Source organism: Pseudomonas sp. B10, from assembly GCF_900156235.1.
Lineage (GTDB): Bacteria > Pseudomonadota > Gammaproteobacteria > Pseudomonadales > Pseudomonadaceae > Aquipseudomonas > Aquipseudomonas siliginis.
In genome coordinates this window covers 543,045-566,257 of sequence record NZ_LT707063.1, presented here as the reverse complement: position 1 = coordinate 566,257, position 23,213 = coordinate 543,045, and the positions used below count along the sequence as shown (strand labels likewise).

Annotated in this window: 16 protein-coding genes and 2 pseudogenes; 4 read left to right on the top strand and 14 right to left on the bottom strand. The window is 59.2% G+C overall.

Annotated elements, in window-relative coordinates:
• Positions 1–125: 125 nt before the first annotated feature.
• The 6 genes and pseudogenes from BXA01_RS02510 to BXA01_RS27525 form a co-directional block, all read right to left on the bottom strand.
• Complete coding sequence (locus BXA01_RS02510) at positions 126–1,079, bottom strand: D-2-hydroxyacid dehydrogenase family protein (RefSeq protein WP_076563058.1); 954 nt, start codon at positions 1,077–1,079, stop codon at positions 126–128.
• Positions 1,080–1,091: 12 nt separating this feature from the next.
• A complete protein-coding gene (locus BXA01_RS02505; protein ID WP_076563056.1) occupies positions 1,092–2,138 on the bottom strand; it encodes an alpha/beta fold hydrolase in 1,047 nt (348 codons plus the stop codon).
• Between the two features lie 86 nt (positions 2,139–2,224).
• Entirely contained in the window at positions 2,225–2,659 is a 435-nt protein-coding gene (locus BXA01_RS02500; protein ID WP_076563054.1) for a YqaA family protein, read from the bottom strand.
• Positions 2,659–3,105 (bottom strand): DUF411 domain-containing protein, encoded by a 447-nt coding sequence (locus BXA01_RS02495; protein WP_076563052.1) that lies wholly within the window; start codon positions 3,103–3,105, stop codon positions 2,659–2,661. The genes BXA01_RS02500 and BXA01_RS02495 overlap by 1 nt, the downstream gene beginning before the upstream one ends.
• 239 nt (positions 3,106–3,344) lie before the next feature.
• Positions 3,345–3,872: pseudogene (locus BXA01_RS27530) on the bottom strand (methyl-accepting chemotaxis protein); the annotation flags it as partial.
• A 381-nt stretch (positions 3,873–4,253) separates the two neighbouring features.
• A pseudogene (locus tag BXA01_RS27525) lies at positions 4,254–5,336 on the bottom strand (cache domain-containing protein); the annotation flags it as partial.
• A 355-nt stretch (positions 5,337–5,691) separates the two neighbouring features.
• On the opposite strand from BXA01_RS27525, the gene BXA01_RS02485 reads away from it, so the two are divergent.
• Positions 5,692–6,219, top strand: a complete 528-nt coding sequence (locus BXA01_RS02485) for a hypothetical protein (protein WP_024012886.1) — start codon at positions 5,692–5,694, stop codon at positions 6,217–6,219.
• A 46-nt stretch (positions 6,220–6,265) separates the two neighbouring features.
• Here BXA01_RS02485 and BXA01_RS02480 read toward each other — a convergent pair whose 3' ends face one another.
• Genes BXA01_RS02480 through BXA01_RS02460 form a run of 5 tightly spaced genes read right to left on the bottom strand, consistent with a single transcriptional unit; the run spans position 6,266 to position 13,314 of the window.
• A complete protein-coding gene (locus tag BXA01_RS02480) occupies positions 6,266–7,201 on the bottom strand; it encodes a GNAT family N-acetyltransferase (protein WP_076563049.1) in 936 nt (311 codons plus the stop codon).
• Entirely contained in the window at positions 7,170–8,480 is a 1,311-nt protein-coding gene (locus tag BXA01_RS02475) for a phenylacetate--CoA ligase family protein (protein WP_076563048.1), read from the bottom strand. The genes BXA01_RS02480 and BXA01_RS02475 overlap by 32 nt, the downstream gene beginning before the upstream one ends.
• Positions 8,481–8,522: 42 nt before the next feature.
• The gene (locus tag BXA01_RS02470) at positions 8,523–10,925 is read right to left on the bottom strand and encodes an aldehyde dehydrogenase family protein (RefSeq protein WP_076563046.1); all 2,403 of its coding nucleotides are present in this window, start codon (positions 10,923–10,925) and stop codon (positions 8,523–8,525) included.
• Position 10,926: 1 nt separating this feature from the next.
• A complete protein-coding gene (locus BXA01_RS02465; RefSeq protein WP_076563044.1) occupies positions 10,927–12,057 on the bottom strand; it encodes a LuxE/PaaK family acyltransferase in 1,131 nt (376 codons plus the stop codon).
• 9 nt (positions 12,058–12,066) lie between these two features.
• Positions 12,067–13,314 (bottom strand): MdfA family multidrug efflux MFS transporter, encoded by a 1,248-nt coding sequence (locus tag BXA01_RS02460; RefSeq protein WP_076567619.1) that lies wholly within the window; start codon positions 13,312–13,314, stop codon positions 12,067–12,069.
• Between the two features lie 310 nt (positions 13,315–13,624).
• Between BXA01_RS02460 and BXA01_RS02455 the strand changes: the two genes are divergently transcribed.
• Positions 13,625–13,813, top strand: a complete 189-nt coding sequence (locus tag BXA01_RS02455; RefSeq protein WP_076567616.1) for a hypothetical protein — start codon at positions 13,625–13,627, stop codon at positions 13,811–13,813.
• Positions 13,814–13,822: 9 nt separating this feature from the next.
• On the opposite strand, the gene BXA01_RS02450 is transcribed toward BXA01_RS02455, so the two are convergent.
• The gene (locus BXA01_RS02450; RefSeq protein WP_041480968.1) at positions 13,823–14,200 is read right to left on the bottom strand and encodes a fe2+ zn2+ uptake regulation protein; all 378 of its coding nucleotides are present in this window, start codon (positions 14,198–14,200) and stop codon (positions 13,823–13,825) included.
• A gap of 243 nt (positions 14,201–14,443) precedes the next feature.
• On the opposite strand from BXA01_RS02450, the gene pvdQ reads away from it, so the two are divergent.
• On the top strand, positions 14,444–16,789 hold the full coding sequence (gene pvdQ, locus BXA01_RS02445; protein WP_076563042.1) for a bifunctional acylase PvdQ: 2,346 nt from the start codon (positions 14,444–14,446) through the stop codon (positions 16,787–16,789).
• Between the two features lie 53 nt (positions 16,790–16,842).
• On the opposite strand, the gene BXA01_RS02440 is transcribed toward pvdQ, so the two are convergent.
• Positions 16,843–17,844, bottom strand: a complete 1,002-nt coding sequence (locus tag BXA01_RS02440; RefSeq protein WP_076563040.1) for a FecR family protein — start codon at positions 17,842–17,844, stop codon at positions 16,843–16,845.
• Positions 17,845–17,997: 153 nt separating this feature from the next.
• On the opposite strand from BXA01_RS02440, the gene BXA01_RS02435 reads away from it, so the two are divergent.
• Positions 17,998–18,267, top strand: coding sequence for a PepSY domain-containing protein (locus BXA01_RS02435; RefSeq protein WP_041480965.1), 270 nt, complete (start codon positions 17,998–18,000; stop codon positions 18,265–18,267).
• 71 nt (positions 18,268–18,338) lie between these two features.
• Here the strand turns inward: BXA01_RS02435 and BXA01_RS02430 are convergent, their stop codons facing one another.
• Positions 18,339–23,186, bottom strand: a complete 4,848-nt coding sequence (locus tag BXA01_RS02430; RefSeq protein WP_076567613.1) for a dermonecrotic toxin domain-containing protein — start codon at positions 23,184–23,186, stop codon at positions 18,339–18,341.
• Positions 23,187–23,213 lie beyond the last annotated feature (27 nt).

Here is a 23,213-nt window from a genome sequence, read left to right as displayed (position 1 = left end):
GCGTGGTATCTGAAATGACCCCTTCGCGAGCAGGCTCGCTCCCACATTGGATCGCGTACAACCTGTGGGAGCGAGCCTGCTCGCGAAGAGGGCGGTTGAAGCAACTCAACTTTAAAGTGATGGACTCAATTCAACAGACGCACCGGCTGCCCAGCTGCCCATCCCTGAATATCCTCGATCATCTGCCGGAAGAACTGCTCGTAATTCTGCCGACTGACATACCCCACATGCGGCGTGGCGAGGACATTGTCCAGCGTGCGAAACGGGTGCAGGGCTGGCAAAGGCTCTTGCTCGAACACATCCAGTGCCGCCCCGGCAATGCGCCGTTTCTGTAGCGCCTTGATCAACGCCGCTTCATCGACGATCGGCCCGCGTGCGGTGTTGACCAGCAGCGCAGTCGGTTTCATCCACTCCAGCGCCTGGGCATCGACCAGACCGCGACTGCGCTCGCTGAGCACCAGATGCACCGACAGCACGTCGGCCTGCTCGAACAGTTGCTGCTTGCTGACGTACGTCACGCCGGCCTGTTCAGCGCGTTCGGCGGTGAGGTTTTCGCTCCAGGCGATCACCCGCATGCCGAACACCTGACCGAACTGCGCGACGCGCTGGCCGATGCTGCCCAAACCGAGAATACCTAGGGTCTTGCCGTGCAGATCGCCGCCGAGGCCCTGCTGCCACTGGCCGGCCCGCAGGGCATTGGCTTCCTTCACCAGATCACGGGTCGCCGCCATGATCAGCGCCCAGGTCAGCTCCGGTGCGGCGTGTTTGTAACTGTCGGTGCCGCAGACCTTAATGCCCAGCGCTGCAGCGGCCGGCATGTCCAGCGCGGCATTGCGCATGCCGCCGGTGGCCAGCAACTTCAGATTGGGCAAGCGCCCGAGCAAATCGGCGTCGAAGCGCGTGCGTTCGCGCATCACGCAGATCACCTCGTACTTGCCAAGGCGCTCGGCCAGTGTTGCGTTGTCGGCCGGGTAATCATGCACGAAGGTCACTTCACCGATGCTCTCCAGCACGGACCAGTCGACCACGTCGCGAGCCACGTCCTGCCAGTCATCGATCACTGCAATCTGCACCGTCATCGGCTTACCTCATCATGGAGCGGAAGGAGTCTTGCCCAGCCAGCCGAGCAGCGCCTGATGGAATTTCTCCGGTTCTTCCATTTGCGGCGCATGACCCATGCCCGGGAATTCAATCAGCGTCGACTGCGGAATCAGCTTGGCGACCTGTTTGCCGAGCACCTCGTAATGACCGATTTTCGCTTTCACTTCCGGCGGTGCGAGGTCCTTGCCGATGGCGGTGGTGTCGGAGGTGCCGATCAATAACAGGGTCGGCATCTTCAGGTCTTTGAACTCGTAGTACACCGGCTGCGTGAAGATCATGTCGTAGATCAGTGCCGAGTTCCACGCGACCTGGGTCTTGCCCGGACCGTTGCTCAGGCCGGCGAGCATGTCGACCCAGCGATCGAATTCGGGCTTCCAGCGGCCATCGTAATAGGTGGTGCGCTCATAGTCGCGAATGCCCTTGGCCGTGACCTTCAATTCACGCTGATACCACTGATCGACGGTGCGATACGGAACGCCGAGGGCTTTCCAGTCTTCCAGTCCGATCGGGTTGACCATTGCCAATTGATCGACCTGCTCCGGGAACAGCAGCGCATAACGGGTGGCGAGCATACCGCCGGTGGAGTGGCCGAGCAGGGTTGATTTCTGAATGCCCAACGCCTTGAGCAATTGCTGGGTGTTGGTCGCCAGTTGCTGGAAGCTGTACTGATAGTGCTCAGGTTTGCTGGAGGTGCAGAAACCGATCTGGTCCGGCGCGATCACACGGTAGCCGGCGTCGCTCAAGGCCTTGATTGAGCTGTCCCAGGTCGCTGCGCAGAAATTCTTGCCGTGCATCAGCACCACAGTGCGGCCGTTGGCCTTGCCATTGGCGGCGACGTCCATGTAACCCATTTGCAGTTTCTGACCCTGGGATTCGAAGGCGAAGTGTTTAAGCGTGTAGGGATATTGGAAACCCTGCAGCTCCGGGCCATAGGCAGGCCCTTCGGCGGGGGCGGTTTCAGTGGCTGCGTGCGCCATTAATGGCAGGGCAGCGCTGAGGACGAGGCCGGGCAGCCAGCGGGAAAGCGTGACGGACATAAGCACAAACTCCTTGAAAATTGGCTGACTCTGGAAGGTCGGGATTACGCCGACGTTAAACAAAGGCAATCACAGGAAGGGTTGGTTCAACCGAGCCAGCCAAGTGCCAGCAGGGCCAGCACGCCATAGCGCGCGCCTTTGGCCAGGGTGACGATCAACAGAAAGCGCCCGAGCGGTTCGCGCATGACGCCGGCAATCAAGGTCAGCGGATCGCCAATCACCGGCAGCCAACTGAGCAGCAGCGACCAATGCCCATAGCGCTCGTAGTGCTTGCGCGCCTTGACCATGTGCTTGGGACTGACCGGAAACCAGCGTCGATCCTGAAAGCGCTCGATGCCACGGCCCAGCCACCAGTTGACCAGTGAACCGAGCACGTTGCCCAGCGTCGCCACCGCGAGCAAACCCCACAGCCAGTAACGCTCGCTGACGATCAGGCCGACCAGCAGCGCTTCGGATTGCAATGGCAACAAAGTTGCCGCACCAAACGCAGCAAAGAACAGGCCGAAGTAGGCTGCCCCCATCAACGGGCCGGGTAGTCCGCCACTACCACGTCAGCGCCGTCCTTTTTCAGGCCGATAACCTGATACGCATCGCTCATGCCGTCCATTTCCATGCCCGGCGAGCCCATTGGCATGCCCGGTGCAGCCACACCCAGCAGATCGTCGCGCTTGCTCAACGCAAGCACCTGATCGGCCGGCACATGGCCTTCGACGAATTTGCCATTGATGATCGCCGTGTGGCAGGACGCCAGACGCGGTGGTACGCCGTGCTGCTGTTTAAAGCTGCTCATGTCGCTTTCGACGTGATCTTCGACTTTGAAGCCATTGGCTTCGAGATGGCTGATCCACTTTTTGCAGCAGCCGCAATTGGCATCGCGGTGCACTTCGATCGGGATCAAATCGGCGGCTTGCGCCAGGGAGGAGGTGAACAGGGCGCTCAGGGCGAGCAGACGCAGTTGGCTTCGCATGGGAATGGGCTCTCGACTCGGTGAAGGTCAGCAAGAGCGCATTTTGACCGGTTTTTCCATCCCGGCATCAACTGAGTGTTTCCAGTTGCTACAAGACAGCCGAACCAATGTGGGAGCGAGCCTGCTCGCGAATGCGGTCGACCAGGCGCAGATACAGTGACTGAAAAATCGCTTTCGCGAGCAGGCTTGCTCCCACAGGGGATTGGCGTAAAGGCCAAAACCCCGTGGTCGCGGTTGGCTTAACTGACCTTGAACCGCCCCATGATTGCGCTCACGCGGCTGTTGGCTTCGAGCAACTGGCGGGTATTGAGCTCGCTGGCCTGGCCGCTCTGCACAAGTTCATCGACCATGTGACGGATCTGCACCATGCTGCGGTTGATCTCTTCGGTCACTGCGCTTTGCTGTTCGGCGGCGGTGGCGATCTGCGTGCTGAGGCTGTTGATGTGGCTGACCGAACCGGCCATTTCGTCCAGTCCCGAGTTGACTCGGGCGGTGGCGTCAGCGGCGGACTGGCAACTGGCCTGGGTGTTTTCCATGGCGCTGACCGAGGAACTCACGCCTTGGGTCAGACGGGTCAACATCTCGTTGATTTCCGAGGTGCTGGCCTGAGTGCGGGCGGCGAGGGCGCGGACTTCATCCGCCACCACTGCAAAGCCGCGACCCTGTTCACCGGCACGTGCCGCCTCGATCGCCGCGTTGAGGGCGAGCAGGTTGGTCTGCCCGGCAATCGCGCCGATTACGCCGAGGATTTCAGTGATGCGCTGGGCGTCCTGCTGCATGTTTTCAACTTTGTGTGTAGCGCTGGCCACTTCGTCGATCAGCGCGACCACGCTATTGGTCGCTTCACCCACCACGACGCGCGAGCGGTCTGCGTTCTCATTGGCACGCTGGGTGAATGCAGCGGTTTCAGCGGCGTTTTGCGCGACGCTTTCAGCAGTCGAGCTCATTTCGTTGATGGCGGTGACGGTCTGATCGGTTTCCGAAGCGTGACGCAGCAGAATCTGGCCGGTATGTGCCGAGGTGCGCTGCAGGTTGTCGAGGCTGGAAGCCATGGCGCCGGTGGCCTGGGTGACTTCGCCGATCATGTTCTGCAGATAGGCGATGAAGGTGTTGACCGAGTGACCGATGGCGCCCAGTTCGTCTTCGGCGCGAATGGTGATGCGGCGGGTCAGGTCGGCGTCACCGCTGGACAGCGAATCAATGTTGGCCTTCAGCGCTTTCATGCGCAGCACCAGTTTGCGAATCGCGTAAACCTGCAATAGCACCAGCAGGATCACCAGCGGAATCTGGATCAGGCTGAGGCTATGGAGCACGTCGTCGCGCTGGGCAGTGAGCATCTTGGTCGGCAGGGCGGTGGCGAGGAACCACGGTGTGCCCTCGATAGGGCGCATGAAGAAGGTGGCGTCTTCACCGTTGTTATCGAACTCGACGCGTTGTGCTGCATCGCGATTCTGCAGGCCGGTCTTGATCTGATTGACGAAGGTCGAGCTGGCTGCCAGTTCGCTGATGTTCTTCAGCACGATCGGGCCGCTGATGCGCGAGCTGTTGCTGATGATCTTGCCGTCCGCCTCGACGATGAGCATTTCGGCGTTGAGGTCTTTTTCCTTGCGCGCCACCAGGTCGTTGAAGAAGCCCAGGGTCACGTCGATGGTCGAAACGCCCCAGGCGCTGCCGTTCTTGTAGATCGCCATGGCGCAGTTGGTGCGCGGCTCGGCACTGGCGTCGTCTTTATAGGCAGCGGCCCACGCGCACTGGCCGCGCGGAGTGGCCATGCCGCCCTTGTGCCAGGTCTGGTCGTAATAGTTGGGCGCCGCATCGCTGTTCCAGAACGTGTTGACCTTGAGTTGGCCAGAGGCGTCACGGTGCCAGAAAGTGCTGAATTTGTTGCGCCCGGCTTCACGCTGGCCCGGCAACGGCCAGATGCCGCCGCCGAAGACTTTCAGCTCGCCGTACTGATCCACCAGCCCTGGCAACACCGTGTCGATGGCGGCGCTGTCGAGCAGAGGGATGGTCTGAGTGATGCTGCGTTGCTGCGCCTGGACCTTGTTCAGTTCGCCCTGGATCTGCACGGCGACTTCGGCGATGCGGTTGAGCACGACCTTCTCTTCGGTATCGCGCAGGGTCGGTGCCACCAGTTGGCTGATGCCGACCACGGTCAGCACGGACAACAGCAGGATGAACAGAATCAGAAACAGCGTGTAGCGAGCCTGAATAGTGCGCAGTGCGGGCATGGAACTGATCCTTGAGCGGCTTTTTTGTTGGAGGGCAGGAATAAAAACAGGGCGGGTATCACAGCGTATCGTCGTTGCGGGCCGAAGCTTTAGGTGCTCGCGCGCCGAAACAACGCTGGGCGATGACCGGTTGGTATCGGGATGGGTACAAACCCCCGGATCGCCACGTTTGTTACATCAGGATGACGGCTCTGAACCAATGTTTGCGGGCCTTAAGCTCGGTGTCATGAATGTACGAGATTTGTAAAAAAGCGCACAAAAGACTTGGTGCGATCAGGCGCATCGGCCGATACTCGCGCCCATTCAATTGGTTGGAACAAGGACATTTCATGCTCATCGAACAAGGAATCCTCGCATGACGATCGGTTATACCGGCGCCTGGGAAAGCAAGGCAGGCGTAATGGTTCGTGATACCGGCGCGAAAAAGCAGGTTTCGCAGAGCGTCAAAGTGCAGCAGATGCTGACGCTGGTCGGCAATGATCCGAATGCGCTGAATGTGGCAGAGATGGATAAGCAGGGTTTGCGCAAGCAGATCAAGGGCTTCGACCCGGCCAACGTTTCCGTCAAGCAACTGGGCAATCTGAGCGAGTTCCTGCGCGGGCGCGGCCTGATTTCCGAGATCACCTCGATCACTTTGCTCAATGCCGGCGACAAATTCGACCGGTTCGGCGTGCAGAAAGACCCGGAGGCCAAGTTCAACGCGCTGGAATATTTCGCCACGCAGCTCGATGCCATCCAGACCAACAGTCTCAATGGCAATTACTACGGCAAGAGCCTGATCCCCGAATTCAAGAAAGCCATTTACGTCCTGCAGAATCTAAAGACCTATGGCGAAGGCAATGCTGCAGTTCCGTCCGACAAAGGCCTGAAGGCAAAGGCGTAACGTCTGCTGATGATGCCCGCTCATCCGTGTGCGGGCTCATGCCTGTTTACACCGCAGGCGCGGCTCGTCCAGTGATGTGACGTTGTGCCTGGTCATGCAACTGCTGCATGTAAGGACAATGCAATGTCAGCCGGCGCGTGCGGTAGCCCCGATGAAACAACGCCAGCCATCCCCCCCGATTATCCTGTGCAGGCGCCAGGCCGGTGAAAGCAAAACCGATGGCATTCAGACTGTGCAGATCCACGGCAAACTGTCGTGACAGCTGTAGACGAATCGAAATCAGCCAATGCCTGGGCAGCGTTCTCAGCTGATCGAGCAGTTCCGGTTCGAGTTTCTCCACGAGCATTTCGTGGCGATTGCCGTGTTGTTCAACCCCAACGGAGGGGCCGCGCCAGCGTGCTGCGCTGGGTGAACAGCCAAACACCGCCGTCATACGCTCCATCAATGACCGGTAACGAGTGGGCCACATCTGCTCCGGCAGCGGACGCTGATAGCCATCTATGGCGCGGACGCCCAACACGATCGACTCGGGTTTTTTACAACCAAAGGGTGAGCGGACATAGTCCGGCAACAATCCAGTGTTGTGAAAACCGAGTCTGATAGCCATGCGTTGGGTGTAAGGGTGATGGGTGACCTGTTTGATCGAGACGCTGCGACAACCCAACGCCTGCGCATGAGTCAGCAGTTGTCCGCCCAGCCGCGTGGCAATGTTCTTTCCACGGGTATCGGGATGTACGACGCTCAAGGCCAGTTCGGCATCGTGCGAGCTTTCGCTTTGCCGATACAAAGTGGCATGACCAAGAATCCGCTCTCCCTCCACTGCAACCAGTGAATGCCAGCGTTTGTCGGCGTGGTTCTGATTGATCAGGCAGGGCATGTAAACGTCGGTTTGCACGTAATGATCACCGTAGACCTCGCGAAACAGCTGGCTGACGGCCGTGGCGTCGGTGTCACGGTAATTGCGCAGGATCAACGACTTCATCACGCACCTCCCTCTCGTCCGGGCCATAGCAGCGCAAGTCAACGATCCGCAGGCTTTTCCCTGCGCGAGGATGGCGCGCCAACTCCTCGAACCGGCAACTGTGGATGCGCAGCTCCAATAACCGTTCAGCCCGCAGTTGCGCGATCGGCGGGTACAGTTCGATCAAACGGGCCTCAAGTTTCTCGTCGATGCGAGCCGATCGTTCGATGACTGCGTATTTCAACGTCAACACATCTGCGCTGTTGGCTTGTTCGATCAGCAATTGCCAATCGTCGCTGCCAGTGATGCTCCGTACGCTTTCGCTGATTTCATCGGTCATCAGCGACAGAATGCCGACCCGCACCCGCTGGCTATTGCCGCTGCGTCCTCTCAGGGCGAATTTGCGTCGTGCAGTGCCCGGCGGTTCGCGCCAGCACGCAAGATCTCCGACGGGATAGCGGATCAGCGGCATCAAGTGGCGATGCAGATTGGTCAATACGAGCAGACCGGTTTGATCGCAGGCCTCGATCGTTGCGCCGCTGTGCTGATCGATAATCTCCAGCAGGACGTGGCCGTCAGGTGTGCGATGTTCTCCTTCGATGCAGTCACGATGACTGGCACCGATAAATCCACCGTCGACGCTGGCGTAGCCGATCGAGGCAATGCGCGCGTTGGGCAGCACTTGCTCAAGGAGCTGGCGTTGTGAGGCAAACAGGCTCTCCCCGCCGTAAAGCACGCTATCAACCAGGGGCAACGTAAGGCCGCGTTGTTTGAGCCAACTGGCGAAGGTCAGTAATTGCGCGGGCACGCCAGCCAGTACATTGATCCGATGCTGGTTGATGGCATCGGCCAACTTCGGTGGATCAACCTCGCCGGTAAACGGAAACTCGGTAACAGCTGTTCCAGCATGGGCGAGTGAGTCATGAATAAACAGAAAACTGGCGTAGAGGTCGCCAGCGAAAAACAGGTTGGCGACACGGTCCCCGGGGCTGAATTTCTCGCTCAGACTGCGGCCGAAATCTTCCACTGTGCGCTGCCATTCCGTGCGGGCGTACACGGAGAGCCTGCCGCCGCCGGTTGAGCCACCGGTCTTGAACACCAGGGCGTGGGCAATGGGGGCCGTCAGGACCGGCCATTGCGCCAGATCCGCGCTGTCTTTCCAGAAGTCTGCCGGATCAAGCAGTGGCAGTTCGCACAGTGAACTTATTGCCTCGGGGATGTTGGCGAGACTGTTCTTGTAGTAGGGCGAATGCTCACGGGCGAAACCCGTTAATTCGCTAATCGAGTCGGTTGTTTTCACGTGTGTTCTTCTTGATTCGAATGAGCCAGCTCACGGCAAGCGTCAGCGGCGGGAGTCAATGACCAGCGGCGTCTTGCCGCTGTGTTTGTTTTGAACGAAGTGCTCGGGTGGGCATTGTTCGATCTGCAGCACCAACAGTCCGCTGTCGACCACGGTCATCAGGGTCAGGTAATCGGCGAGACGGTGTTTAGCGATGTCGGTCGCAAGTTCGCAATGCAGTTGCATGCGCTCGACGCCGTCAGCGCTGTGGTCCAGCTGCAACTGAAACGGCACTTGCAGCCGCGACGCCAATTCGCTCAGGGAGATAAAGTCAGTGCCGATACGCAACAACTTGCCGTGGCGTTGCAACAGTTCAAAGCGGGGCGACGTCAGCCCGCAGGCGCAGACGCCCGGCAGCCAGCGTCCGCTGTCGCCAATCTCATAACGCTGCACGCGCTGACCACCCTCGCGGGCGAGCGAGGTGACCAGCAGCCGTCCCACTTGATCGTCGATCACCGGCACATCCGCATCGAACGCGACAATCTCCAACTGCTGGATCTCGCTCATCAGATGGAAAACCCCATCCGCCGAATCCTCGCAGGCATGCCCAAGCGGGCCGGCATCAACGCTGCCGTAGATCGCCGAGCGAATGCTCGACACGCCACAACTGCGCAGCAATGCACGGTTCTGCTCGCTCAGGTGCTCGCCACCCAGAAAGACTTTTTCAACCCCGCCATAAGCGCGCAGCCGCTGCTGCTCATTCAAGAAAAGGCGATGCAGCGTGGCGGGCATTCCCACCAGCACGTTGACCCGTTGATCGATGATCAGTTGAGCAATCTCCCGATAATCGTCATCAGCAGGGGCGGCCATGGGCAGGTGCGTCACCTCAAGCAGTTCCAGCGCTTTGCTGAAGCTGAGAAAGCCGCCGTACAGCCCGCCACAGAAGAACAGGTTCATGACTCGGTCTTGTGCTGGATCCAGACCGGCGGCGAACAGGCCATCAGCGGTCGCGCGCATCTGCCGATCAAAGTCGCGATAGCTGTAGCCGGCCAGAGCAGGAGTGCCGCTGCTGCCTCCGGAGCGGAAATACAACTGCGCCTGATCGTTGATGGGCTGGGCGACGAAGGCTTCTTTGTCCATGATCGCAGCGCACGGCGTCGCCGCTGATGGCGCTGGATCGAGACTGGCCTGATTCGGCAGTTGCGTGGCCGCCAGACTCACCGATACCCGCCGACTCAAGCGTTGCAGCGCATATACGCCGTCATGGGGTTCGCCTTCGTAGCCGTCGTGAATGTTGCCGATCGGTGCGATCCGCGTGACTCCGGCAGCGATCAACGCATGGGTAAGCTCGACTATTTGCGGTTGTGCGCACACCAGCGCGCAGCTTTGCAGCACGTTGCGCCACGGCAGCAGGGTGGCCGTCAATAGTGCCTGCGGCAGCGGGTGCAGCAATACGCTGCGAAACAACGGTGAAGGTGCGAGTTGCCGATCATGGGTCCAGATCACCCGCCAGCCTGGGCCATTCCAGACTTGCCCGGTGTGACCGGCAAAACTCTGGCCGAGGCGGGCCATCTGCGTGTGCGTGGTAATTTGCGAAGCTTCCTGGCGTGTCGGCACCAGTGCCGGCCACTGTGCGGCGCGTCGTTGCAGGGCCTGCGCCAGGCGTTCACCGATATCGCGCAAGACTTGCGTGTCGTCGCTGTCCACCAACAGCCATTGCGGGCTGGAGCAGGCCTGCTGATCCAGTCGGCAAACTTCGTCGGCGACGGCATCCAGCGCCTCTGGCGTAGCCGATGCAGGAGTGAGATAGACGAAGCTGATGCGATGCCCCCAGTCGATCCAGCGACAACCCGGCGCGAGCTGTTGCCGAATGGCTTGCAGGGCCGCTTCGCCACCCCACGCCGCGACACCATTGGCCGATTTGCATAATTGGCCGATCTGCTCGGTGCTCGCTGGAACCACCGCCACGTGACCGGCCAGTTGTCCGCTCGCATCGCAGTTCATCAACGCGCGCAACAGTCGCGCCGTCAGGCCTTGATCGCTGCGGCTGGGGCGCAACCAGTTGATGTTGCCGGCGAGCAGACTTTCCACCACCGCGCAAAAGGCCAGCAGCGGCGCGTTGGCCGGAGTGATGTGCACCACCAGCCCGAGCGGACGCCAGGCTTCGAAGCGTGGCTGACGATAATCGAAACGACGCAGGGAATCGGCTTCGGCGCCAAGTTCGCGCTGACGTTTGGTCGTCAAGGCTTCGGGTTGGCAGAAATCGATCAAGGCTTGCCGTTGTTCGCTGTCGAGGGGCAGATTTGTCGGCGCGCTACGCAGCTGCTCGGCAAAACCCGCCACGGCCGTGATGACCGTGTTGTGGTCGAGTGAGGTCGCGAGCAGCTGCGGCAACTCGTGTTGCAGGTCCTGCAGCGCTTGGTCGAGGCTGTAAATGTCGTGCAGTTGTCCATTGATCAAATACATTTCAGTGACTTCCCAGTAATTCGGCGGCGGCCATCGCGCAGCTTCTGCCGGCCGTGGTGCCGGCGCGGCCGTGCAGTTCGAACCAGTCGCTGGTCAATCCACAGCCGCAACTTGCGCCCGGGTGCAGCGTGGCAAGATCGCTCATGACCACGGCATGCGCCGGGCTGGATGAGATGTAAGGCGAGACGAGGCCGAGCAGGCCCTGTTGGCCATAGGGCAGCAGGGAAAAATCCGCCGCATCGCGAATCAGCACCCGCGAATACACCGGCACATGAAAGCGGTGACGGGCGCATTCGATGTAAGGCACCGCGTGTTCGACAGCACCGTAACCGTCGCGGCAGCGGGCGGGTTCGATGCCCAGTTGCCGATGGATATGGGCATAAAACTGTTGTTTAGGAATTTCCTGCGCAGCCTGGGTTTTCCAGCCGCCGCCAAAAAACGCCAGCGAACCGGCGGGCAATTGCACATCCTGCACAGCAGTAGCCTGCATGCGTTGCAGGGTCTGCCAGAGAAACGCCGGGAAGCCGAAAATCCTCACCGGCAAATCTTCTTCAGCGAATGACTGCAATGCGGCGATGACACCGAATACGTCGAACTGATGGCCGCTACCGGTGTTGCGCAAGGCGTAAACCACGCGATTGACCGGGGCAAATCGACAGAGAAACTGGTCGGTAAACGACGTTCCCAGGGTAATACGCCCCTCCGGCTCATAACTGAGCAACAGGTAATTGCACGGCGTATCCGGAGTGTCCCAACCGTAATGGCGGAATATCTGCGCAACCATGAACTGCGCCCGCGCCAGGCTGCGTTCGTCGTAACGCATCCGGCTTTTCTGCCCGCTGGTGCCCGACGAGGTCAGTTCCAGCGCGTCCGTCCCCGTGCTGCTGAGCAGCAAGTGTTGCTTGAAGAAACTGGCAAAGATCGGCGGCAGACGTGACCAGTTATCAAGACTGTCGAGGTCTTGCGGCGCCAGTCCATGGGCGTTGAGCCAATGGGCGTAACCCGGGGTGTGGCGGCAGTGAAAGCGGCTGATTTCCTTCATCGCCCGATCAAACAGACCGGGCGGGGCTGAATCCGCGCAATAGGGTTGCTTCAACGCGCACAGCGCGTCGGCATAGGGTAGGTGAGTCATCAGTGTTCCTTACTGAGGCGAGGCCACATCAGCTGTGGTGGTTTGCAGGAGCCGGTACACCATGGGCAGGCACATCAGCCCGCCGAATGCGGCCCAGAGGGCGAAGTATTCAAGACGGTCGCCGCCACCGATGGTCGCAATCAGCGCACCGCCAAGTCCCATGACGGCGATCGAGATCATGCCGGCCAGCGCCGACACCAGGCCTTTGCTGTCGTCACTGGCAAACAGTGCCAGGCGATACACCGCCGCGTTGCTCATGCCCAGCCCGACGGCGTACACCGCCAGGCTCGCCACGACCGGTCCAAGCCCTGCGCTGAGTAGTGCGCATGTCGCCAGCGATAGCAGCCCCAGGCAGAACGGCCAGAGCGCCAGTTGAATCAATTGCTGCAATGAGTGGGTCTGCAGCAAGCGGTCGAGAATCAGATTGCCGGCAACCACCGCTGAGAAAACCGGAATCTGCCACAGGCCATATTCCAGCGGCGGCAGTTCCAGCACCCGCACCAGCAGCAACGGTGCCAGGCCTATCCATGTGATCAGGGGCAGACTCATCAGGCCCAGCGCCAGGCTGGCACAGAGGAATCGCGGATTGCCCAACAACGCGCCATAGCGCCGTGAAGTGCAACGCCAGGAGAAGGGCACACGGAGTGTTCGATGACCATCGCGGCGCTCGACGCCTACGGTTTCCGGCATCCACAGCAACAGGCCGAGCCAGACCAGCGCTGCCGTGAATCCCAGCAGCAGGAAGATTTCCCGCCAGCTCAGCCATTCCAGCAACAGAAGCCCCAGTAGCGGGCCGAGCAAGGGTGATAACAACGCAACATTGCCGAGCAAGGCCATCAGCCGGACGGCGTCCGCTTCACAGAACACCTCCTGTAGCGCCGGATAGCTGACTGCGACGACGAACCCCAGCCCCATGCCTTGCAACAGCCGCAACAGGTTGAACGCTCCAATACTGTCGGTGAAAAAAGCTGCCGCGCACGACAATCCGAACAGCGCGCTGCCCGATAACAACAGTGGTCGTCGGCCGTATTGATCGGACAACGGGCCGAGTAACCATTGCAGGCACACGCCACCCAACAGATACAGGTTGAAGGCATGGGGAACATGCCGTACGTCCGCGTCGAGGTCGGTGGTGACATCCAGCATCGCTGGCATGATCACATCGCTGGCCATGTAAGTGAGCAGTTCGAAAGCGGTCAGCGCAAGACAGAAACCCGCAACCTGTCTGGGGCCGATATTGATAAGTGTTCTCTGCATGAACATCCCTGTTTATGAGTTATAGGAAGTTCGCAGAGCCTAGGCGCAGGCGCACAGCCGACCTAGCCGTTTGCTGCGTCAGCAGATTTCAAAAACTTACGACATGTTTAAAGGACTGGCGCGGCGCGAAATCTGTTTACCTGGTTGCGCCAGAGCAGGGAGGGCGGGCCATGCCTCAAGGTCGGCTGACCTTGCAGCCAAAAGTCTTCAGGGGCGGTAACATGAGCACCCGTTTGCCCCGGCGCATCCCCGTCATCCAGGAAACGCTCGGCGTGCAACCGGCTACATTTCAATGTTTCAGGAAACCGCAATGACCCAGAAGCAACGCTTGATTTATTCGATTCTGATCGCTCTGTCGGTACTGGCGATCATGCTGGGCCTGTCCTGGCTGCAGAATACCGGCAGGATCACCGAGAAGACTTTCCAGTACGTCGCGATCGGCGTGGCGGTCGTGGTGGTCATCATCAACGGCGTGATGCGCCGCAAGGTCAAGCCCTGAAGGCGAGCCTCATTCGTGGTTGAGGACCGCCGCAGCCTGTGGATGCAGGCTGTAACTCTTGTCGGCGTTGAAGGTGATCACGCCTTCAGCGCACAAGCGTTTAAGCACTTCGCGCACGCTGAGAAACGACAGCGGCACGTCCAGATCGAGCAACTGGCTATGCACGCCACGTACGCCAAGGCGACGATTGCTCTGTGCCGCCACGAGCAGGGCGTCGATGACTTTCAGGCGAATCAGGCTGGTGCGCAGGCCGAAACTCTTCAGTAGCACGCGAATACGCTCATTGCCCGGACGCTCGCCACGCTGGGTGAAATTACCAGAGTGCGAACTCATGGAAACGCCCTGTGGCGTCTGGCTACCGTCCGTTGGTAGTTGCGAGTTGTACATGCGATTACTCCTTTTCAGAGCCAGATCGGGAAAGGTTTTGTTGCGCTCTCTAAACAAGACGTTTCAGCACGACAAATCATGAAAGAAAAGATGTAGAAATTTCGTCGCTAATTCGTCTCAGCCTTGTGATGACGGCATTGCCCCAATGGGCGACCCGCTAAATTTTTTCCCTCAGCTTCGTTTCTTCGACAGGCTCATTGCGCGTGGACGCAGGGGCAATCGACCTTTCGATCAGGAGCGAGCGTGATTATTTCCAGGCAACTTACCGGGCTGGCCCTCGCCAGCACCTTGTTCGGGCTGAGCCTGTCAGCCCATGCGCTGAGCCCATCGGCACAAACCAGCGCTGACATTCGCCGCACCAGTTTTGGCGTGCCACACATTCGCGCCGAAAACGAACGCGGTCTGGGTTTCGGCATCGGTTACGCCTACGCCCAGGACAATCTGTGCCTGCTGGCCAACGAGATCGTCACGGTCAATGGTCAGCGTTCCCTGTATTTCGGCCCGGAGCAGTTGACTGTTGAACAACGGCAAAACCGCGTCAGTGATGTGTTCTTCACCTGGCTCAATACCCCTGAAGCAGTCAAGGCGTTCTGGCAGGCACAACCGGCGCAGGTGCATGATCTGGTTGAAGGCTATGCCGCCGGTTACAACCGCTATCTGGCTGAGCGCCGTCAGCAAGGATTGCCGCAGCAATGCCAGGGCGAGTGGGTACGTGATATCAGTGCCGAGGATCTGGTCAAACTGACACGCCGCCTGTTGGTTGAAGGCGGGGTGGGCCAGTTCGCCGAAGCCCTTGCTGGCGCGACGCCGCCGCAAGCAACCGCGCAGGTGAAGCACGACACCGAGGCGTTCCAGTTGGCCGACGCGCGTCAGCAACGTTTCGCCCTGGATCGCGGCAGCAATGCCGTGGCAGTCGGCAGCGAGCGCTCATTCAATGGCCGTGGCATGTTGCTGGCCAACCCGCATTTCCCATGGGTCGGGGGCATGCGCTTCTATCAGATGCACCTGACCATCCCCGGCAAGCTTGATGTGATGGGCGCCGCTTTGCCGGGATTGCCGATGATCAATATCGGTTTCAACCAGCATCTGGCCTGGACCCATACCGTCGATTCGTCGAAACACTTCACCTTGTATCGCCTGCAACTCGATCCAAAGGATTCGACTCGATATTTGCTGGACGGCAAGTCGCTGCCACTGAGCAAACAGACGGTTACCGTGCAGGTCAAGCAGGCTGACGGGCAGGTCGTAGCGGTTGCGCGCGATATCTACAGTTCGCAGTTCGGCCCGATCGTGCAATGGCCGGGCAAGCTCGACTGGGATAAGCAATATGCCTACAGCTTGCGCGATGCCAACCTCGACAACGATCGCGTGCTCGAACAGTGGTATGCGATGAACCAGGCCAGCAATCTCAAGGATCTGCAAGACGCGGTGCACAAGATCCAGGGCATTCCGTGGGTCAACACCCTGGCAGTGGATGACAAGGGCCAGACGCTGTACATGAACCTGTCGGTGGTACCGAACGTAAGCGCGGAAAAACTGGCCAAGTGCAGCGACCCACGCCTCGGTCTGCGCATGATCGTGCTGGACGGTGCCAACAGCGGCTGTGCCTGGGATGTCGATCCGCACGCGGCGCAGAAGGGCATCTTCGCTTCCAGCCAGTTGCCGCAATTGCTGCGCAAGGATTTCGTTCAGCACTCCAACGACTCGGCATGGCTGGCCAACCCGGCGCAACCGCTCACCGGCTATTCACCGCTGATCAGTCAGGAAGGACAACCGCTGGGCCTGCGCTCACGATTTGCGCTTGATCGTTTGGCTGAACTGAGCAAGAAAGGCCCGCTGGCAGTCAAGGATCTGCAGCACATGGTCATGGACGATCAGGTCTATCTGGCCGCGCAGGTCATGCCCGATCTGCTGAAGTTCTGCGGCTCCGATCTGGGCAGCGATGCCGCGACACTCAAGTCTGCGTGCACCAGCCTCAAAGCCTGGGACGGCCGCGCCAATCTGGATTCCGGGCTCGGTCTGGTGCATTTTCAGAACATCATGCAGGCGCTGCTTGAATCAGCGGATATCTGGCGTGTTGCATTCAATCCGGCAGATGCGCAACACACTCCTCGCGGCCTGGCAGTCGAACAACCTGCCGTCGCCAAAGCACTGCGTGAAGCGATGCTGGCGTCGGTCGAGCGGCTCGGAAAAATGGGCCTGAAACCTGACACGCGCTGGGGTGATGTCCAGGTGGTCAGCAGCGGCGGGCAGCAAACGCCGATTCATGGCGGGCCGGGGACGCTGGGTATCTATAACGCGATGCAAAGCGTGCCCCGTGAGGACGGCAAACTTGAAGTGGTCAGCGGCACCAGCTATCTGCAAGTAGTGAGCTTCGACGAAAAAGGCCCGCACGCCCAAGGGCTGCTGGCGTTCTCGTTATCCAGTGATCCGATGTCGAAATACTCGCGGGATCAGACTGAAGCGTTTTCGAAGAAACAGTGGAGTGTCCTGCCGTTCACCGAACAGCAGATCCAGGCGGATCCGCAATATCAGGTGCAGACGATTCAACAGGCACAGGATCAGGCAGGGAAGGTGGCAGCGCAGTAAAACAGTCACAGCTCGAAACAAACGAAGGCCGCTTCCCGCAAGGGACGCGGCCTTCAGCTTTTCGGCGGGCGTTGCGGCATCGAATTGATTACCGGGTTGCCTTCCTTGTTGCGCGTCAAATAGACCGGCAGCACTTTCGGCAGGCTGTTGGCGAGGTGGTTCATCTCTTTGATGTTGTAGACGCCGCCCACGCGGATCGCGCCGGTATTGGTGTCGGCCAGCATCAACGGCTTGTCGAGGTAACGGTTGATCAGCGGCAGGGCGTCGTGCAGCGCAAGGTTGTCGAGCACCAATCGGCCGCTGCGCCACGCCAGCGAGGTGTCGCCAGGGTAGGTCTGACTGATTTGCGGCGTGTAATCGCCATGCCGGTAGCGCGCCTGCATCGAGGGATTGAGGCGCAGACCGTCGCCCGGCAGATCGCGATTGCTGCTGACCAACACCGAACCCTCGACCAGATTGACCCGAACCTGATCCTCATACATCCACACATTGAACCGCGTACCGGTCACGCGGATCTTGCCGTCGCCGGCGCGAACCACGAACGGATGAGACGTGTCATGGCTGACATTAAAAAACGCCTCGCCCTTGTTCAGGGTGACGCGACGTTCATGTTTGTAATTGCTGAAGGTCAGGTCGGTGTGCAGGTTGAGTTCGAGCTGGCTGCCGTCACTCAGGGTGATCTGACGCACACTGTCGGTGGCGGCGTAATGCTGATAACTGTCAGGCACCCAGCCCAGACTCCAGCCGCTGTAAGCCGCAAGCGGCAAGGCGAGGGCGCAGGCGCCAGCAATGACCGCGAATTTTCGCCACGAACGCGAAGGCTTGCGCTGCGCGGCGAGTGCCTCGGGCTCGGTTCGCGGCAGATCTCCGGCGACTTCCCAGATCTCTTGCATGGCTTCGTATTCGAAGGCATGCAAAGGATGTGCATCGTGCCAGGTCTCAAATGCGCGACGCTCCTCGTCCGTGCAGTCAGCGGCGTGCAGACGCATGCACCAGTGCGCGGCGGCATCGGTGATCGCATCGTATTCGGCTTCCGAGAGAGTGTCTTGGGTCATTGACTCGTCCTGATTTCGCTCATTCTAACCTCGCCGGCAGGCTGCCGAGAACATCCGTCATGGCATTTACCCATCAACGTGGAACTTATTTTTCCCTGTGGCGCCCAAAAAAACAGGAAGCAACTGCCTACTATCCATAAATGGAGTGAAAAAATGATCAAAAAGACATTCGCAGCCCTGATTGCCACTGCCGGTCTGCTCAGCGCCGGTGCCGCCTTGGCGGACAAGCCGGGCGCAGGCTGGATCACCATCGAAAAAGCCATCGAGGTCGCCAAGACCAAGGCCGGCTATGTCGAGGTCTATGAGATCGGCGCCGACAATGACGGTTACTGGGAAGGCGAAGGGCGCAAAGCTGACGGCATTGTCTACGAGTTCCGCATCGACGGCGCCTCGGGCAATGTACTGCGCGATCAGAAGGACTAACCGACCGTAATAACTTTTGATTCTGGTCATGAGCAATGCGCTGGCGTCACGCCGGCGCATTTTTTTTGTCGTCACGCCAGCGCTTGCGAGGATCCTGCCGGGGCTGAAACCGGCGCCGGTAACGGTATCGGCGCGGGAAGCGGGTCGAGCTGACGACCCAGTTCGCTGATGAGCAGGGCGATCGAGTCGGCATTGGCGAGCATCACGTCGACCCGCGCATCTGCTGAAACAGGACTGCGAAACGCTCGGCGCGCGTCTGCAAGGTTTGTGGTTTTGGTAAGGCTGAGGATTTTCAGGTAATCCGCGGCATGCGTCGGCATTTTGTCCAGATCGGTCCAGACGTGGTTGCCGGATTTCACCGCAAACAGGTGCGAGAGATTGCCGAAGCGCGACAATAACCTGCGATAACGTTCAAGCGAGTCCTTGGCCGCTTGCCCCTCTGCCGTCGTCGTGTCGATAAGATCGAGATAAGGCCCCATGGCCTGGACCGTTACCAGATCTTCGCTGTCGCAAACCAGATGCGAGAGTTCATGGATCAGCGTTACCGCGCGGGCGTGAGAATCAACGTTGAACCGAGGAGGCAAATGGGCGGTGTATCTGTCCATTCTGGGATTGAAAAAAACCTCGGTGAGATGAATTATTTTTTGTTTGTCCTGTTTGAAAACGAAGGCAACGGTATTGGCGCTGCCAGGCCCATTCAGACCAGTAAAAAAGCGCTCGGTGTAGAGCAAATCATCTTTTGGGTTCGTCAGTTCCTGGCAGACAGGAATTATCACTTTCTCGAGTTTTGTGAGCAGCAAGGGCGTTACCTCATGCACCTCGAAGAACTCCTTCAAAACCGTCTCCAGCCGTGTGCCCGCAGGATTGCTGCGCTGTGTAACGTAGTTATGCAGACAGTTGACTGCGTATTCTCTTGCACGGTTTACGGCTTGCTGTATCACGAAAGCCCTGGCCGGATAGCGACGGTGGATCTGGGCCATGCCTCTGGCCTGGATATACATTTCTATTGAGCGGTTTTCCTCGACTTCATGTTGAGCAGGGTCACGACGTTTTGATCGGCAGCGATGAACCGGCTGGCTGGCGCTTGCAATAACCAGACGGGCATTTTTCTCTTCGAGTGCCGGCCCCTGACTGCCGTCTTTTTTGCGCAAATGCCAGCTTTTTTCGACCTGGACTGCCGGATACACCTTGCCGGCAATGGCGGCGTATTTCTGCGTCGTCAACGAATCCCCATAGACCAGCTCATTGGCATCAAGCTTGAGGGATTCCAGCGCCGTACTGCTTTCAAAGGGCTGCAAATCAATCCGAGCGGGCGTGACGGGCGACACCTTTGCCCAGCGAGAGGCGACTTGCACCGTTGTGGCTGTACCCGCAGGTGCTTGCGCCTCTGCGGCGAATTCGGAGCCGGCCGTTTCTGCCTCGCTTTCCCATGACAGACGTCCCAGGCTGAAGAGGGTAATCGCCCCTGCGATGAAGCTTTTCAGGGCATTTGCCCAGTGGTGATCCTGAAGGCCTTCGGCGGACGCCTTGAAGTCCTGGTAGCTTCGCCACAGAAAAAAACCGGACGCGAGTTTGCCCGGTAGCAAATGTGGCACCAGGCGCACGCCGTGACTGAAAAGAAACTTCACCGCTTCCCAATCCGCTTGGCCATTGATCTGTGGCTGGCTGCGCAACAGTTGCGGCAGAAGACTCAGGGTGTCTTTGTGCAACCGCTCAAGCATGTTGCCCCTCATGGGGGAGTCATGAAGTGTGATTTCACTGTTTTTGCCGATCGTTGTTTTCAACAAGCTCTTGAATACGGCCTGCTGCGCGTCAGGCAGACGCCGGATGAGCAAGTCCTGAAAGTGGCCGGGGGTATTCAGTGCTTCGATCAACTGCGCTTCGTTCTCGAACTCGCGAAATACCCATCTTGAGTAAGGCGCATAGAGAACCCGGGGACCTGTTTGCCCTGCGCCCGGACCGAAGACATACAGTCCGAGCGCGTCTACGCAATCAGCGCCTGGGGTCTTGATCAGCGATAGCGGACAGGCGATGGCATGAGCGCCCTCGACCGCAGCGCGCGCTATCGTGTCGGGCATGTCGAGGACCTGGCAAATGTAGTCATAGCCGGTATCCGAGAGCTGTTGCTGCAATTTCATCGAGTGGGCGTGTTGCATCAGTTGCCAGGGCAACTGGCGCAAGAACCGTTCTTTGCTGGTGCGAGCAGACGGGCTGTCGGCTGACAGCGCTTCGGTCACTTTCGCGGTGTAGGTGGTAGCAACATCAAGAGATTGCAGTAATTGCCGTACCGCGGCCTGGGCAAACTCTTTTGGTAAGGCTGTGGCCGTTGTCGAGGCGACTTTGAAACCGCTGCCCTGCACGACGTTGTAGTGATGCAAGGCAAATTCCAGCAAGTCGCAGGCAGGGCCGGCCAATATCAGATTCGGGGTGATCCGTATGTCCTGTGGCTTGAGCCCGTTGCCTGGAAATCGCGCGTCGAGCAGGGTTTTGAGGGTCTGCTCGATATGAGTGGCCAGCGCCGGGACCTCATCGAGGAAATCCTTGCCATCGATGAACGCATGCCGCAGTTCATCCAGCAGCGCGAGTTGCGTGCGTTGCTCCGTCGCCGAGGCCATGCGCAACCAGTCGGGGTAATCCAGATGACGCGAAAGGGTGCTGGCAAGATCGATCGCGCGTCGCAGGTTGGTATCGATGACAGTATTTTTCATTTCATCCAGGAAGGTCGCCAATGTCTTTGGCTCCTTGATGCAAACTCGCAGCAGTTCACATTCAGCGAGGAACTGTTCAATGGCCGATTGCATGCGGTCTCGGGAGACACTGCCATCAATCAATTGAAACTCGCCCAGTGTGTATTGCTGGTCCAGTTTGTGTTGCGCCTTTGGCAGATTTTCCAGCAGCGTGTGACTCTGATTGTTGTCGTCCAGCCGTTGCTGCAATTGCTTTTGCGCACTGGCGATGTCGTCAAACAGCTCCAGGCCCAGGGCCGGTGTCCAGAGGATGGCGCGCCCGGAATGTTTCGCGTCCATGCCGCCACGCTCGGTCAGGAGCACGCAGTGAGCGAGCGGCAGCGCAGCGTTGGGCTCGGCCCCGATGAGGGTCAGTGACCAGGCATCGGGGCGAAAACCATTGAGTGACTGGCGGTCCCTGCGTGTCGGGTGCCTGGAATCGAACACGGTGTCGACGATCTTTCGTTCCGCCTCCAGCCATGACCCGCTGAGGCTGCGCAGGTACGCCTCACCACGCACGCCGTCTTCGAATGCCTGGGCCAGTTTCCACAGAATGCCTTCGAGAAATACGCGCTGTTCGGCACCGTGCGCGGTCGGCTGGTCTTTGAAGTGGCTGGTCAGGTTATTCAGCGTCCGTCCCAGAAGTGTCGCCTGCTGCGCAGCCTTGTCTGCCTGCACGAGTGACGATGGCGGTGTACTGGTAAACAACGGCCGGGTACTCCAGCGCCGATTGACGTCGAGCTTGAGCAGCCGTTCATGAATCATTGAGCGGATATCCAGCGCCTTGTCGAAGAGCGCATGGATGTCAGTGGTGCGCTCGCTCTGACGAAAACGCTGCAGAACGAATTCAACGTTCTGACGTTGCTTGGTGAGGATGGCCTCGAACAGCGTGGTCATGATCTCACCGCCAATGTTTTCCCCGGATACCTGCGCGTTAGCGAAGCCAAGGTAACGATTGCGCTCTTGCAGATTCATCAGCCCGTAGAGTTCGTCTTCGTGTCCGGCGGCCCGCATTTTGGCGGTCAGTGTCTGTTTGAGATCCGCGTAGTCGGCGAGTACCTGCAGTCCCTGGCTGGGCGTATAGAGATAAGCCTTGTCGTGATTGATCATCAGCGAACCGGCCAGCTCGACACAGGCTGTCTCCTCACTCAAACACACGGTTTCGAACGTTGGCCGCCGTACCGCAACAGTTGGCTCACGTACCAGGCTGTGCAGGGCGTCGAACTCGCTGGCGGTGAGGATCTGCGTTTCGCGCTTGATCATCAGATCCGCGCGCGCCTGATCCTGCACCGTCTGGCTGAAGAAAGTACGTCTGGGCGAGCCTTCGAATGAAGCGCCGTTCCAAAACACCTCAAGCTGTCGAAACAACAGCATGGTCAGTTTTCCCGACGCCGACTTGATCGCATTGGTCCAGGCCGACTGATCGTCTTCGCGTACCGAACGGGCGGGATGGGTGAATTCTACGGCCTGACCGTGGGGCCAGCCCTGACGGTGAAAGTGCACCAACAGCGCTTCAGTCAGCGACAGCGAGTCGACCCACTGTTTCCCATCCGAAGAAGTCACCGAATAGAAACCGACCCGGGTAAGCGACTGTTGCACCGCGCCAAAATGCGCTTCGAGCAGTTCGTCGAGAATCTTTTCCAGCAGCGTTGCAAGGGATGGCAGGCGTTTGAGCTCGTCCAGCAAATCACGGGTGCTCCTGTCCAGGGATTCGCCAATTGCCGCTTGTTGGTCCTCGAACACATCACCTTCGATGGTTTCGCAAGTCAGGGTGATACCGCGTTTTTCCACCAGCTCCCTGCGCAGCGAAACCGAGAGGAAAGCCAGCAGATCATCATTTTCCGTGGCATTGTCGAGGCGTGTCTGCAGAGCGTCTGTCAGTACTTGCCGATCGGCGAATTTCTTCACGCCATCGTAGGGCGTATAGAGAAACACGCCGTTGTCATCCGGCCCGGCGCTGAGTATGAAGCTGCCTGCCAGCGGCACGGCCAGTTGCTTGTCGGCGTTGAGCAGGATGCGTTCGGCCAGCATTGGCGGGGTTTGCTTGTTGCGCAGTGATTGCGTAGCGAGTTGCGCATGTGCAAGCCAGTCGAAGTCTTTGCTGTTGAGACCGTGTGCCGGACCGAGGTCAGCGTGCAGGCCGGGTGAATCGAATATCACTGGAAACAACAGCGGGGCAGTCGGGGTGGACATCATTGCAACTCTGAACAGGGCGCCATT

Excerpts from the sequence above, each read along its gene's own strand:
- BXA01_RS02510 (WP_076563058.1), bottom strand. The coding sequence starts at position 1,079 with ATGACGGTGCAGATTGCAGTGATCGATGACTGGCAGGACGTGGCTCGC.
- BXA01_RS02505 (WP_076563056.1), bottom strand. The coding sequence starts at position 2,138 with ATGTCCGTCACGCTTTCCCGCTGGCTGCCCGGCCTCGTCCTCAGCGCT.
- BXA01_RS02500 (WP_076563054.1), bottom strand. The coding sequence starts at position 2,659 with ATGGGGGCAGCCTACTTCGGCCTGTTCTTTGCTGCGTTTGGTGCGGCA.
- BXA01_RS02495 (WP_076563052.1), bottom strand. The coding sequence starts at position 3,105 with ATGCGAAGCCAACTGCGTCTGCTCGCCCTGAGCGCCCTGTTCACCTCC.
- BXA01_RS02485 (WP_024012886.1), top strand. The coding sequence starts at position 5,692 with ATGACGATCGGTTATACCGGCGCCTGGGAAAGCAAGGCAGGCGTAATG.
- BXA01_RS02480 (WP_076563049.1), bottom strand. The coding sequence starts at position 7,201 with ATGAAGTCGTTGATCCTGCGCAATTACCGTGACACCGACGCCACGGCC.
- BXA01_RS02470 (WP_076563046.1), bottom strand. The coding sequence starts at position 10,925 with ATGTATTTGATCAATGGACAACTGCACGACATTTACAGCCTCGACCAA.
- BXA01_RS02465 (WP_076563044.1), bottom strand. The coding sequence starts at position 12,057 with ATGACTCACCTACCCTATGCCGACGCGCTGTGCGCGTTGAAGCAACCC.
- BXA01_RS02460 (WP_076567619.1), bottom strand. The coding sequence starts at position 13,314 with ATGCAGAGAACACTTATCAATATCGGCCCCAGACAGGTTGCGGGTTTC.
- BXA01_RS02455 (WP_076567616.1), top strand. The coding sequence starts at position 13,625 with ATGACCCAGAAGCAACGCTTGATTTATTCGATTCTGATCGCTCTGTCG.
- BXA01_RS02450 (WP_041480968.1), bottom strand. The coding sequence starts at position 14,200 with ATGTACAACTCGCAACTACCAACGGACGGTAGCCAGACGCCACAGGGC.
- BXA01_RS02440 (WP_076563040.1), bottom strand. The coding sequence starts at position 17,844 with ATGACCCAAGACACTCTCTCGGAAGCCGAATACGATGCGATCACCGAT.
- BXA01_RS02435 (WP_041480965.1), top strand. The coding sequence starts at position 17,998 with ATGATCAAAAAGACATTCGCAGCCCTGATTGCCACTGCCGGTCTGCTC.
- BXA01_RS02430 (WP_076567613.1), bottom strand. The coding sequence starts at position 23,186 with ATGTCCACCCCGACTGCCCCGCTGTTGTTTCCAGTGATATTCGATTCA.